This window comes from Marixanthomonas ophiurae, assembly GCF_003413745.1.
Classification (GTDB): domain Bacteria; phylum Bacteroidota; class Bacteroidia; order Flavobacteriales; family Flavobacteriaceae; genus Marixanthomonas; species Marixanthomonas ophiurae.
Genome location: NZ_QVID01000002.1, coordinates 426,858 through 440,231, shown reverse-complemented (window position 1 = coordinate 440,231; position 13,374 = coordinate 426,858). Strand labels below are relative to the sequence as shown.

Sequence of the window (13,374 nt, the reverse complement as noted above, 5' to 3'; positions counted from 1 at the left end):
TTTAATTTTTTAAAACTAAGATTATGACAAATCAAGACCTTTTAGCCGTAGCGCAAGAGTTTGGGAGCCCAGTTTATGTATATGATGCTGATACTATAAAAAAACAGTATAAAACGCTAACAAATTCTTTTAAACAGGTTAAGAAGGTTAAGATTCATTATGCCGTAAAGGCCTTGTCTAATATTTCAATTTTAAAATTGCTTAGCTCATTGGGTAGCGGATTAGACACGGTTTCTATTCAAGAGGTTCGTTTAGGTATTGAAGCCGGTGTGAACCCTAAAGATATTATTTACACCCCAAATGGTGTCTCCTTAGAAGAAATCGAAGTTGCCGCAAAACTAGGTGTGCAGATTAATATTGACAATCTTTCTATTTTAGAGCAGTTTGGAACGAAACACCCAACTATTCCGGTGTGTATTCGTATTAATCCACATGTTATGGCAGGTGGAAACACGAATATTTCTGTGGGTCATATAGATAGTAAATTTGGTATTTCGATTCACCAATTACCTTTGATGGAACGCATTGTCGAAAATACAGGCATGACCATTAATGGTATTCATATGCACACGGGTAGTGATATTCTAGATATTGAAGTATTTTTATATGCTGCCGAAATATTATTTGAAACCGCTAAACACTTCAAAAACCTTGAGTTTATTGACTTTGGAAGTGGGTTTAAGGTACCGTATAAAAAAGATGATATTGAAACAGATGTTTCAGAATTAGGAAAAAAACTAAGTAAACGTTTTAACGAATTTTGTAAAGACTACGGAAAGGAATTGACGTTAGCCTTTGAACCAGGTAAATTTTTGGTGAGTGAGGCTGGAAAATTTTTAGTACAGGTAAATGTGGTAAAACAAACCACGTCTACCGTTTTTGCACAAGTAGATAGCGGTTTTAACCATTTAATACGACCTATGTTATACGGATCGCAACACGAGATTGAAAATGTATCAAACCCGAAAGGGAAACAACGTTTTTATAGTGTTGTAGGCTATATCTGTGAAACCGATACCTTTGCTAATAACAGAAGAATTTCAGAAATTCATGAAGGTGATATTTTGTCCTTTAGCAATGCCGGAGCCTATTGTTTTTCTATGGCAAGTAATTACAATTCGCGTTATCGCCCAGCCGAAGTGCTCTGGTATAAAGGAAAAGCGCATTTAATTAGGAAACGAGAAACGTTTGAGGATATCATTACTAATCAAGAAATAATCGAACTATAATTATAAAAGTCCCTAGATTGGGGCTTTTCTGTATCTTTTTATTATGAAATTTTCAAAATTGCAACTGGCTTTAATTAGTATTGGAGTGATAATTACCATTATCGGACTTATTACTGGATGGTATTTATTTATTTTTTTGTGGTTGCCGTTGGGGTTTTTATTTAAAAATAAGAATGATAATTCTTAATTAAAATGAATAACTATACGTTAAGCCTCCTCCATAATTATCATCTCGTAAATCATTGAAATCATATCCGAGCATCAAAGAGATTGAACCTAGTTTTTCAAAATCATATTGTGTTTTAAACAAAGTATATACTGAGCGGTCTTTAGGGATAATTGGCTCGGGGTAGATTCCTAAATTTTCTACGTAGGTTGTTTTAAACAAATATGACCATTGTTTATTAGCGGCAGAAAAACCTAGATTGATAGCTCGCAAGCGGTTATTGGCTATTTTTAAGCCTGTATCGTCTCTATAAATAAACGGAAGACCTATAATATTCGCATCATAAGTCCATCCAGATCGGTACACTCCACTATTAAAATAGTTATCTATTCCACTACGCCCAGATCCACCACTTTGGTTGGTAGTCTGGACGTACTCTAATACTAACCCAGTTAAAAAACTAGTATAGTCTATAGTATTTGGCATATAAGAAATTCCCCAAATCCCATCTGGGAAATTTTTTAGCCGAGTACCTGAGCCATCCTCAAAAGGATGCTGATGATAGAATGAAAAGTCCCCTATATCAGGTTGAAACTTATATTCAAAATTGTATATCCCTATATGGTTTCCTAAAGCATTTGCTTGATCGCTTTGAAAACTACCTTCTGCTGCCCTTCTTGCAAAGAATACATCGATAAAATCAGAAAAAGAATCGGGTTGTTTTCCTATTTCAGGTGAATTTCCAGACCATTGTGCATAGTGCTCAATACCCAAAACCAAAGTATTTTCTTGTGCAAACGTCCAAGATACATTCAATCTTTTATAATGTAGCTTAGCATCATCAACATAACGGTCATCATTTAATTCATAATGACCTATGCCCAAATCAACTGCAAAATTGTCTATTATTTCTAATGGTTTTGGTGTTTCAAGTAATAACCCTGGAATTGATCTTGAATTACCTGCAAGTAAAAAGTTGTCATCAACTACAGATAAACCATTATATTTTTCTTGTGGATTTTCACTTCCTAAAGTAGCTTGAACCCATTTATTTTTGAAACGTATAAAGAGTTCATTACGCTGAAATTTATCTGTAACACCATCTCTTAGAAAAAAACTACCCTTTGCTTCTATTGAAGTATTTTTGTTGAAATCATATACTATTTTTGAACTTGCTTCAAATAACCCATTTGTACTTGGTGCTAATGCCCCGTTATTATTTGCCACTAACCAAAAAGGTAGTTGATTATTTTCAGCCAATAATCCTGTTGCTGAAACCATAGATTCTACTTCTATTTTTTGCGCCTTTAGCGTATAAGTAAATACAAAACAAACAAGAAGGGGGATAAGGCTTTTTTTCATTTTTAAAATGCAAGGTTTATATGGCTTAATATTATAAATTTTCAGCAGTTTCAACCTTTACATTTAACAAAGATTCTTTCTTTTCAGCATCTAATAGTTCAAATTCAGAATTTTTACTTATAAATTCTGGTACAAGGAGCTTAAGTTTGCTAACCACGTCATTATCATCATAACGTAAGGCAGCTTCAATTATGCTTGTTACTTTTTTATCTACAAAGTCAAAATCTTTTGTCACATCTTTTCCTATCATTATTTTTTCATGATGAGTTGGTAACGCTTTACTAGTATGGCTAATTAACTCTTCATATAGTTTTTCGCCCGGACGCAATCCTGTAATTTCTACATCAATTTCCTTGTAAGGTATATAACCTGCCAATTTTATCATCTTTATGGCTAAGTCCATGATTTTTACAGGCTCACCCATATCGAAAATAAATATTTCGCCTCCTTTCCCCATAGCTCCAGCTTCTAAAACTAACTGGCAAGCTTCAGGAATGGTCATAAAATACCTGATTATATCGGGATGGGTTATAGTTACAGGTCCACCTTTTTCAATTTGTTTTTTAAATAAAGGCACAACACTTCCGTTGGACCCTAATACATTCCCAAAACGGGTGGTAATAAATTTTGTTTTACATGGGGTGCCATTTCCATTAGTATAATAATTTCGAGCCTGTACGTACATTTCAGCTGCTCTTTTTGAGGCTCCCATAACGTTACTTGGATTCACTGCTTTATCGGTTGAAACCATTACAAACCGAGACACGTTATATATTACAGAGAGGTCTGCTAAGTTTTTGGTTCCGTAAATATTAGTTATAACCGCTTCAGGGCAGTTATCTTCCATCAAAGGAACATGTTTATAGGCTGCGGCATGATATACCACATCTATATCATATTTTTTAAAGAAGGTACCTAATCTGTTTCGGTTAGCCACATCACACACTAAACACTTAAAGTTAAAGTCTGGATACTTATTAGTCAATTCAAGTTGTAAAATGTGTAAAGGAGTTTCGGCTTGATCTAAAATCAATACCAACTTTGGACTATAACTAGCTAATTGTCTTACAATTTCGCTACCTATAGAACCAGCACCACCAGTTACTAATATGGTTTTTTTCTTAAGCTGTTTAGATTTCTCTTTGGAGTGTATTTCAATGGGTTCTCGCTCCAATAAATCTTCAATTTGAAGGTTTTTAACCTGTTTTGCAACCGATGTATTCTCACCCCAATCTAACACCAAAGGTGAATTGTATACTTTAATATTATTTTCTAAGCAGTCTTCAACGAGTTTATATTTTTCACTTGAAGAAAGTGAGCTACCTGAAAGAATCACTGCTGTTGCATTGAGTTTTTTTACTTCATTACTTAATTTATCCTTAATAGTAACAACAGGTTTTCCAAGAATTAATAATCGTTTGTTAGATGATTTTGGAGAAGCAAATCCTTCTATTCTAAAACGCTGGGGATGCTCAATATCTAAGGCTGCAGCAATGGATATTGCGTTTTCATCAACACCTACTATTATAGCTTTTTCAGATTTGGTATCGTTTTGGTAAATTTTAAAGTACTCATAAAACTGCTTAACAGATAATCTAAATAAGAACAAAAAAGTAAATGAAAAAAAAGAATAAACAACAAGGGCAGATGTTAAGAATATTTTTTCTTTAACAACTATTAATATCCCAAGGTTTATAAGAACAAGCACTCCAAACGTACTAGAACTTGCCAATACTAATTTTAAGGCATCCATAAAAGATGAATGCCGAATAAGACCTGCATACGTTTTATAGAGTAACATAAAGAATATGTTAATCCCTAAGACTAGAATAACTTGTTGTGTGGCTGAAATTAGTTTTAAGTGATTAATGTGTAAGTCACGAAGAATAATTACCGTTAACACAATGGAGCATACAAGCAAAAATGTATCAATGCCTAATACAGACCATCTTGGCAAATATTTTACATTCCGAATATCCAGCCTATTTCCTTTTGAAGATGTTATAATCTTCAAAGCTCTAATAAATTTATTTTCCATACTCCAGTGTTAGTTAATAAAGTGGGGAGTTATTAACTAAAATACATTCTTACTGCATTTTTTATTCTATCCCTTTCAGAATCTGTCAAGTTCGACCCTGAAGGTAGACACAACCCTTTTTTGAAAATTTCTATGGCAGTACCATTGCCATAAAATTTAGAACCATAATACACAGGTTGCACGTGCATAGGCTTCCACAAAGGTCTGCTTTCTATGTTAAATTTATGCAAAAATAATCGTAAATTTTCTATAATTTGCTGGTTGTCGGATTTTTTAAGCGTTATAGCGGATAACCAATGATTACTATAGAAGTTTGAATCTGGCTCAGAAAACAGTTGTATTTCTTCAATAGTACTAAAAAGTTTTTGATAAAACACATTGTTTTCTCTTCGTAAGGCTACATGTTTGTCGAGCACTTCCATCTGTCCACGACCTATACCGGCAACAATATTACTCATTCTATAATTATATCCTATTCTAGAATGTTGGTAGTGTGGTGCCTCGTCCCTAGCTTGTGTTGCTAAAAATATTGCTTTATCTTTAGTTTCTTTATCTCTACAAACCAAAGCTCCTCCTCCCGACGTGGTAATTATCTTATTGCCGTTAAAAGATAGAATTGATATGTCGCCGAATGTTCCACACTTTCGGTTTTTGTATGATGAACCTAATGCTTCCGCAGCATCTTCAATTAAAAAAATATTATATTTTTTACAAATAGCTTCAATTTCATCTATTTTGGCTGGCATACCATACAAATGAACAGCTATAACAGCTTTTGGTTTTTTTCCATTCGCGATACCGTCTTTAATGGCTTCTTCTAGATACTTTGGAAACATGTTCCATGTTTCTTCTTCACTATCTATAAAAACAGGGGTTGCTCCCATATAAGTAATAGGATGTGAAGATCCACAAAACGTGAAGGTTTGACATAATACTTCGTCACCTGCTGTAACGCCTGCAATATCTAATGCTAAATGTATTGCTCCTGTACCAGATGACACACACGCCACGTGAGAGTCTTCCCCTAAGTAGCTTTCAAGGTCTTGCTCAAATCCGGTTACATTAGGACCTAATGGAGCAATCCAATTTTTAGCAAATGCTTCTTCAATATATTTTTGTTCGTTTCCTCCCATGTGTGGTGAGGAAAGCCATATTTTTGATTTACTCATTACTGTTTTTATTATATCCCTTAATAACCCCAGGGTTTCCATAAACAATTGCATTATCAGGAACATCTTTTGTAATTACCGAACCAGCTCCAATAATACTTTTTAAACCAATTTTAACTTCTGGCAAAATAACACTTCCAGCTCCAATTAAAGACCCTGATCCAATTTGTACCCCTCCAGCAATTGCTGTTTGAATAGCTATGTGAACAAAATTACCAATAATAGAATTATGTGAAATTGTTGAATTATTATTAATAATACAGAAGTCACCTATTTCAACTCCTGCATCTATAACTGCATTAGGGTGAACCAATGTACCTTTACCTATTACGGAAGAGGATGTTAAGACTGCACTATTATGAATAAATGAAGGGTAAAAATTTTTAAATTTTGAAGCTATAAGTTCGCGAACAGAATTCTCCCCTATTGTAATACAAAGAGGGCTTAAGATTGGATCTGAATTAAATTTTTTAACTGGTACCCCAAAAATTGATTGAACTTTTGGAGCGTCATCATAAATTACAACTGGATTGTACTCTCCAGTGCTTTTTATCAATTCAATAGCTGCATAACAGTGACCACCAGCACCATATAAAATTAAATCTTTCATAGCTTCTTTTTTCCAGTAAAACGCCGGGTCGTTGCTTCTCCTTTTGTATTAATCCCTTCCTTTAATAATACTTTTTCTGTTGTTTTTAAAAGTATTTTAAAATCTAAATAAAAGGATTGATTTTGAACATACCATACATCATATTCTAATTTTTTTTTCCAGCTTATTGCATTTCGTCCATTTACTTGCGCCCACCCCGTAATTCCAGGTTTTACAGCATGTCTCTTTTTTTGCTTTTTTGTATATAGGTCTATGTATTCTGGTAATAAAGGACGAGGCCCCACTAAGCTCATACTTCCTTGAAGAACATTAAGTAATTGTGGTATTTCATCCAATGAAGTGGCTCTTACAATCTTTCCTAATGATTTTAAGCGTTCTGCATCTGGTAGTAAGTTTCCATTTTTATCACACTCATCAGTCATTGTCTTAAACTTGATTATTTTAAAAAGTTTTTCATCTTTTCCAGGTCGTAGTTGAAAAAAGAAAGGTTTGCCTTTATTTACTATTAACAATCCTATTGTTATTAAAAACAGTAATGGACTAAAAATAATTACAAGTATTAGAGCAATGACTATATCTAAAAAAGGTTTAATTAATTTACGGTACATAAACAACAATAATCGCTTTCATAGCAGACAAAATTAAGCAAAACTATTTGACAAGAAACATATTTTGGATACTAAAGCAATAATGAAGGTATTAATATAGTCTAGGCTTTATTTTTTGATACCTTTTCTATTATCGCCTTATAAGATACCTGAACTGTATAGTTGTTTTTTAGTAGAGCCCAAGAATTTTCTTGCATAGTTCTTAGCCCCTTTTCATCCATATTAATCATTTCATTAATTTTACTCTTTTGTGACTCAGTATCTCCTGCTTCAACCCAAAACCCACAATTATACCTCTCCACAATTGCACCTATATCTGTATGAACATCGGTCGCTACCAGAATCGGCATTTTCATTTCTAAATAGGATAACAATCTTGATGGGAAATTAGGAATAGTGAAATTTTTATGTAAAAAAATCATCCCAAAATCGCAACTTTGTAACAGCGCATCATAATCTTTTTTTGGCAGAGCAGACAATAAAATTGCATTTAATGGCTTATTTATGGTGAACCAAGATTCCATTTTTTTGTATTGTGTTCCTGAGCCTACAATAAGGAAAAAAACGTTATCGTAGTGAATCTTATCGATTGTTTCTATAAGAAAGTCAACTCCCTGTGGAACCCCTAAATTACCTCCATACACAAATATTTTTTTATTTCTTGGTAATTTATATTTATCCCTGATGTCATTTTTTTCAGAATTGGATTGTCTTACTTGAATCGGCTCGATAGAGTTAGGATTGATTTCTACCTTAGCAACATCTATTTCTGGATTGTTATTTAATACATAATCTACATTTGCTTGGGACATGCAGCCAATGGCATCAGATAATCTGTAAAGATTTTTTTCTTTTTTTAAGAAGAAACGATGTAGAAATCCATTTTTTTTGATCATTCCCATATCCACCGCATTCTGGGGAAAAATATCCTTCAACAAAAGGTAAGTAAAGGCATTATCTCGTTGTTTTACATATTTCACAACCTTTGAAAAAGTAATAGGTGGTGTTGAATATAGAACTAAATCAAACTTAATGCCTTTAAAATATTTTTTTATAGCTTTTAGGTATTGCTTTTCCAAAAGCAATTGACCTAAGCCTTTTTCTAAAACACTAGACTTTTCAAGGTTTAGAGTCTTCACCTTTAAAATTGAAACATTATCTAATTCTTTTAGTGCGGTATTTTCTTTGTTTCGTCGTTGGGTAGGGGTAGTAATACATATTTCATGACCTTCGTTTCTAAATTTCCTTAATAAATCTGTATAAATCCCTCTATCTTCAATAGAATTTATTTTCACCATTGTTAAAAAAAGAATTCGCATTGTAAAAACAGAAGTTGATTAATACTTACTCCACACTACCCGATTTATATAATCGGTGTAGGAAAGAATGATACGGACCATTTTTTCTGAAACATTAGGCATACTATAGTCAGCCACTTGTCTGAAATTACGCTCTGGGTTTCTTTTTTGCATTTTTAAAGCTACCAAACCTTGCATAATACGTTCTGGATTAAGCCCTGTCATCATTACAGATGCTTCCTCCATTGCTTCAGGACGTTCATGTGCATCACGAATGTTTAAGGCCCAGAAATTTAAAATAGAAGATTCTTCTGAAATAGTACCACTATCAGACAATGTTGCATACGAATGCATTTGTAGTGCATTATAATCGCTAAAACCAAGTGGTTTTAAAAATTGTATGTTATCATGCACTTGCACCTTTTTCTCTTCCAACATATTTCGGGTGCGTGGGTGGGTAGAAACGATTATGGGATAGTTATATTTTTCAGCTATTTCATTTAAAGAAGTAATCAATCCGTTAAAGTTGGTTTCACTATTTATATTTTCTTCTCTATGAGAGGAAACCACAAAGTATTTATGTTTTTCAAGGTTAAGTTTGTTTAAAACATTTGAGTTTTCAATTTTTGACTTAAACTTATTCAGCACCTCAAACATGGGACTCCCTGTTTTTATAACACGGTCTGGTGAAAGTCCTTCTCTTAATAGGTATTCACGAGCGATGCTACTATAGGTTAAATTAATATCGGCTACGTGATCTACTATTTTACGATTGGTTTCTTCTGGCACTCGCTGATCAAAACAACGGTTTCCTGCTTCCATATGAAAGACAGGTATTTTTCTTTTTTTAGCAGGAATGGCACATAAACACGAATTGGTATCTCCCAAGACCAAGAAGGCATCAGGATTTTCTTTTTCTAAAATAGGATCAATTTTAATTAAAATATTACCTACCGTTTCCGTGGCATTTCTACCGGCAGCTTCTAGAAAATGATCTGGCTTTCTAATTTCAAGATCTTCAAAAAATATTTCATTTAGTTCGTAGTCGTAGTTTTGACCGGTATGAACTAATATGTGGTCAATGGCTTCATTAGCATCTAAAGCTTGCATTACACAAGCTAGACGGATAATTTCGGGGCGTGTGCCAACTACGGTAACAACTTTTAGCTTTTTCATAGTTAGGTTGTTTGGTGCGGCAAAAATAATGTTTTAAATGTGTTTTAACTATTAAATCTATACGGTTTCAAAATAAGTATCCGGATCTTCAGCATTATAAGGTTCGTTAATCCAGAACAACGTAATCAATTCTGTATCGCCAATATTGGTGATGTTATGTGTGTACCAAATAGGCATGTCAACATAGGCCGGTTCGCTTCCATCTAAATGATACTCATATACTTTATCTGTATTAATCTTTCTTAGTTTAATAGAAGCTTTTCCGCTGATAACGGCAAAACGTTCTACTTTACGTGTATGGTAATGATTACCACGCGTAATACCCGGAACTGTAGTTGAAAAAGAAGTTTGCCCTGGAGTATTGGCACGCATAATTTCTACAAAGGCTCCTCGGTTATCGCTATGCTTGGTGTATTTTCTTGGAAAATAATCTTTAGGAATGTAACTGGCAAAGCTATTGAACAATGCTTTTTCAAATGAATCTGTCAAGTTAGGTACTACTCCGTTTTCGACATAATTCTTTTTAAATGAGTTTAATAAAGTAAGTATTTCAGAGACTTTTTTTCTTGCCGTATGTGAGACCGTAACTAATTCAACTTTTTCTGTACTCTGATTGATAATGTGATTATAAAAAACTTTAGAAAGTTCGTTTATGTAAATTAGGTTTACCGTACCGTCTTTATAAATTTCAGGGGTTTCATTATGGTTCAACTGATGACAAAAAGTAGCCACTACTGAATTATAAAATGGTTTTCCAAACGGTCCAAACACATTAGGGATTACCAATGAGATTACATTTCCACCGTATTCATTAGCCCACTTTTCAAGGGCTTTCCTACCATCTCGTTTTGATTTCCCATATAAATTATCCCGTTCTTCTTGAGTAGATGATGAAAAAATTATCTTGGGTGTAGCCCCTGTATTTTTACACGCTTGAATGAGCTTTTGCACCAATCCTACATTCGTGTCATAAATTACTTGTGGATTTTCGTGACGGTTCATAGCAGCAATATGAACTATAACATCGCATGACGATACAAATTTTTCTAACAATTCAATATTATTAAATAACTCCCTTTTAAAATCAACACACTCTATTTGTTCTGGTTTTGTGCCTAAATAATTATACACATGTTGTCCCATAAAGCCGGACTGGCCTGTAATTCCTGTTTTTATCATGATTGCCAAGGTAAAAAATCGGTTGTTGTAAATTTAAAGTTATCTTCTATTTCGCCAAACGCATAATCTGCGAATATCAGTAATTTAGAGTTGGACACCTCTGTTTTAAAGCCAGATGCATAACCAGGTGGAATATATAAAATTTGTGGATTATCCGAATCTAATTTATAGGTTATTATTTCATTGGATGCGAGTCCTTTTTCAAAATCTAAAACTCGAACGAGTTTAACTGTAAATTTACCTTCAGCACAAAAAAACCATCGAGATTCAATTTTATGTGCCATCCAAGCACGTACCATACTTGTGGTTGCATTGGTTGTTTGGTACAATCGTTTTACTTGCTTCATATCAAAATCATTGAGGAATTGTAACGTTCCCCTTTCATCTATATGACTACCACCCTGAATAATTTTAGGTTGCAACACTATTTGCTTTTTATATCTTCCCGTATAAAGTCAAGTTTTAATAGTAAGTCTTTCATACCCTCAACATCTAATTGCTCTGTATTATGAGAATGATAATCTTCCACTTGACTTATATCAACTTCTCCTTCGGAATAGTAATTGGCATAGTTTAAATCTCTGTTATCAGCTGGAATACGGTAATAATTGCCTAAATCTTCTGCCTTTATCACCTCTTCCCTAGTTAAAAGTGATTCGTATAGTTTTTCCCCATGACGAGTACCAATTATTTTAATATCTAAACTACTCTCATACATTTCTTTTAATGCATTTGCCAATATTTCAATAGTTGCTGCAGGTGCTTTTTGCACAAACATATCACCTGGGTGGGCGTTTTCAAAAGCAAAAAGAACTAAATCTACAGCATCTTCCAGAGTCATCATAAAACGAGTCATTGCTGGATCAGTGATAGTAATAGCTTTTTTCAATTTTATCTGATCTACAAATAATGGAATAACGGAACCTCTTGAGGCCATTACGTTACCATAACGAGTGCCCGAAATAACAGTATCGCCAGCGTTACGGGAATTTGCAATCATCACTTTTTCCATCATTGCTTTTGAAATACCCATAGCATTAATAGGATACACTGCTTTATCGGTACTTAAGACTACTACATTTTTAACTTGAAGCTTAATAGCTGCGTTTAAAACGTTCTCAGTTCCTAGGACATTCGTTTTTACAGCTTGTACTGGGAAAAACTCACACGAAGGAACTTGCTTTAATGCGGCTGCATGAAAAATATAGTCTACTCCTCTCACTGCATTTTCAACAGAGGTATAATCTCTTACATCACCAATATAAAATTTTACTTTGGGGCTTGACAAGGAACGTCTTAAATCGTCCTGTTTTTTTTCATCTCTAGAGAAAATACGTATTTCCTTGAAATGGTCTGTATGTAAAAACCTTTCTAAAACCGCACTACCAAATGAACCGGTCCCGCCCGTAATGAGCAATATTTTATCTTTTATTTTCATTGTCTTCAAGTATATTCTTAAAAATTTTTAGCGTATCATTCTGAACAGACTCATAAATTGAATAATAATAAGATACTAACTCCTTTTGTTCTTCAATATATTGATCCGTTTTCATTTTTTTTATTTCAATAATTCTATCAACCCATTTCTTTTCATTTAGAGCCAAAATAGTGTTTTTAACACGTGAGTTTACTTCTATCCACGGCAAGCCATCACTGGCTATTACAATTTTTCTTTGTTCTATGGCTTCAAAAAATACATGACAAAAATTTTCGGAAAAAGATGGTATTACCACAAGGTCAACTTCTTGAACTTTTGCTGCAAAGGTAGTACTATCATAATTACCACAAAAAGATACCTGTTCTGAAATATCAAGGGTTTCAATTAATTTATCCAAACGGTCTTTATATGGTTTATCTTCTATTGAACCATATATCTTACATGAAAAAGAAGCCCCCAGCGTGGGGAGTAGTTTTAAGATAAACTCAATGTTTTTTATTGGCGAAACCCTTCCAAAGAAACCTAAAACAAAATTACTAGGAGTTTTATTTATTTGTATTTCTTTTTCAACTTTTCCAGAAATAGGATTGTTGAAAATAACAGTTTTAAAGTTTTTAAATGTAGTAATCGACTTATCTAGTTCCTGCTGATTTGTAAAGTGAATTACAATTTTATGTTTTGATATATTCAAAAAGAATTTAAATAAAACTAAATAAACACGCTTTTTAAATGAAAGAGCTCCTTTTAACAATTGACCTCTAGGACTAACCAAAACTGTGGTATTCTTTATAAAAAATAGTCCAATTAAAGGGAATATTGAAAATGTTGGGCTATACAAGGTGTTAATCCATATTAAGTTTGCCTGTTTTAAATAAGGTATTAATCCCTTGATAGTTATTGCAGGTAAGTAATCTACTCCTTTTACATAGCCAGACGGAGGTAACAAACTACCATCAATATCGGTATTATGTGTTACAACTTTATAGTTATAACCGTCCTTGCTCAATATATTGCAAATACCACTAAGTGATTTAATTGGACCTCCTGCTTTAACTGCTGGAGTAAATTGTGTGGCAAGGATAACAATCATAAAATTAGATT

General features: G+C 33.4%; 12 protein-coding genes. 1 reads left to right on the top strand and 11 read right to left on the bottom strand.

Going from position 1 to position 13,374, the window contains the following annotated elements; translation table 11 throughout:
- Positions 1 to 23 precede the first annotated feature (23 nt).
- Positions 24 to 1,229 carry a diaminopimelate decarboxylase gene (gene lysA, locus DZ858_RS12145; RefSeq protein WP_117159936.1) on the top strand — a complete coding sequence of 402 codons (1,206 nt, stop codon included), beginning with the start codon at positions 24 to 26 and terminating at the stop codon, positions 1,227 to 1,229.
- A 187-nt stretch (positions 1,230 to 1,416) separates the two neighbouring features.
- On the opposite strand, the gene DZ858_RS12140 is transcribed toward lysA, so the two are convergent.
- From DZ858_RS12140 to DZ858_RS12090, 11 genes are all read right to left on the bottom strand, one after another.
- Entirely contained in the window at positions 1,417 to 2,757 is a 1,341-nt protein-coding gene (locus DZ858_RS12140; protein ID WP_147309600.1) for a capsule assembly Wzi family protein, read from the bottom strand.
- 31 nt (positions 2,758 to 2,788) lie between these two features.
- Entirely contained in the window at positions 2,789 to 4,795 is a 2,007-nt protein-coding gene (locus DZ858_RS12135) for a polysaccharide biosynthesis protein (protein WP_117159934.1), read from the bottom strand.
- Between the two features lie 32 nt (positions 4,796 to 4,827).
- Positions 4,828 to 5,964, bottom strand: coding sequence for a DegT/DnrJ/EryC1/StrS family aminotransferase (locus DZ858_RS12130; protein WP_117159933.1), 1,137 nt, complete (start codon positions 5,962 to 5,964; stop codon positions 4,828 to 4,830).
- The gene (locus DZ858_RS12125; RefSeq protein ID WP_117159932.1) at positions 5,957 to 6,574 is read right to left on the bottom strand and encodes an acetyltransferase; all 618 of its coding nucleotides are present in this window, start codon (positions 6,572 to 6,574) and stop codon (positions 5,957 to 5,959) included. Before DZ858_RS12125 ends, DZ858_RS12130 begins: the two co-directional genes overlap by 8 nt.
- Positions 6,571 to 7,182: a sugar transferase gene (locus tag DZ858_RS12120; protein ID WP_117159931.1), complete on the bottom strand. Its 612-nt coding sequence runs from the start codon at positions 7,180 to 7,182 to the stop codon at positions 6,571 to 6,573. The genes DZ858_RS12125 and DZ858_RS12120 overlap by 4 nt, the downstream gene beginning before the upstream one ends.
- Before the next feature lie 101 nt (positions 7,183 to 7,283).
- Complete coding sequence (locus DZ858_RS12115; RefSeq protein WP_239990780.1) at positions 7,284 to 8,480, bottom strand: glycosyltransferase family 4 protein; 1,197 nt, start codon at positions 8,478 to 8,480, stop codon at positions 7,284 to 7,286.
- A gap of 39 nt (positions 8,481 to 8,519) precedes the next feature.
- Positions 8,520 to 9,656, bottom strand: coding sequence for a non-hydrolyzing UDP-N-acetylglucosamine 2-epimerase (gene wecB, locus DZ858_RS12110; RefSeq protein WP_117159929.1), 1,137 nt, complete (start codon positions 9,654 to 9,656; stop codon positions 8,520 to 8,522).
- 57 nt (positions 9,657 to 9,713) lie between these two features.
- Positions 9,714 to 10,835 (bottom strand): polysaccharide biosynthesis C-terminal domain-containing protein, encoded by a 1,122-nt coding sequence (locus DZ858_RS12105; RefSeq protein WP_117159928.1) that lies wholly within the window; start codon positions 10,833 to 10,835, stop codon positions 9,714 to 9,716.
- Positions 10,832 to 11,260: a WxcM-like domain-containing protein gene (locus tag DZ858_RS12100; protein WP_158548372.1), complete on the bottom strand. Its 429-nt coding sequence runs from the start codon at positions 11,258 to 11,260 to the stop codon at positions 10,832 to 10,834. The genes DZ858_RS12105 and DZ858_RS12100 overlap by 4 nt, the downstream gene beginning before the upstream one ends.
- Complete coding sequence (locus DZ858_RS12095; protein ID WP_117159926.1) at positions 11,260 to 12,273, bottom strand: polysaccharide biosynthesis protein; 1,014 nt, start codon at positions 12,271 to 12,273, stop codon at positions 11,260 to 11,262. Before DZ858_RS12095 ends, DZ858_RS12100 begins: the two co-directional genes overlap by 1 nt.
- Positions 12,257 to 13,363, bottom strand: coding sequence for a glycosyltransferase (locus tag DZ858_RS12090; RefSeq protein ID WP_117159925.1), 1,107 nt, complete (start codon positions 13,361 to 13,363; stop codon positions 12,257 to 12,259). Before DZ858_RS12090 ends, DZ858_RS12095 begins: the two co-directional genes overlap by 17 nt.
- Positions 13,364 to 13,374 lie beyond the last annotated feature (11 nt).

Coding starts and splice junctions, on each gene's coding strand:
- lysA (WP_117159936.1), top strand. CDS start 24: ATGACAAATCAAGACCTTTTAGCCGTAGCGCAAGAGTTTGGGAGCCCA.
- DZ858_RS12140 (WP_147309600.1), bottom strand. CDS start 2,757: ATGAAAAAAAGCCTTATCCCCCTTCTTGTTTGTTTTGTATTTACTTAT.
- DZ858_RS12135 (WP_117159934.1), bottom strand. CDS start 4,795: ATGGAAAATAAATTTATTAGAGCTTTGAAGATTATAACATCTTCAAAA.
- DZ858_RS12130 (WP_117159933.1), bottom strand. CDS start 5,964: ATGAGTAAATCAAAAATATGGCTTTCCTCACCACACATGGGAGGAAAC.
- DZ858_RS12125 (WP_117159932.1), bottom strand. CDS start 6,574: ATGAAAGATTTAATTTTATATGGTGCTGGTGGTCACTGTTATGCAGCT.
- DZ858_RS12120 (WP_117159931.1), bottom strand. CDS start 7,182: ATGTACCGTAAATTAATTAAACCTTTTTTAGATATAGTCATTGCTCTA.
- DZ858_RS12115 (WP_239990780.1), bottom strand. CDS start 8,480: ATGGTGAAAATAAATTCTATTGAAGATAGAGGGATTTATACAGATTTA.
- wecB (WP_117159929.1), bottom strand. CDS start 9,656: ATGAAAAAGCTAAAAGTTGTTACCGTAGTTGGCACACGCCCCGAAATT.
- DZ858_RS12105 (WP_117159928.1), bottom strand. CDS start 10,835: ATGATAAAAACAGGAATTACAGGCCAGTCCGGCTTTATGGGACAACAT.
- DZ858_RS12095 (WP_117159926.1), bottom strand. CDS start 12,273: ATGAAAATAAAAGATAAAATATTGCTCATTACGGGCGGGACCGGTTCA.
- DZ858_RS12090 (WP_117159925.1), bottom strand. CDS start 13,363: ATGATTGTTATCCTTGCCACACAATTTACTCCAGCAGTTAAAGCAGGA.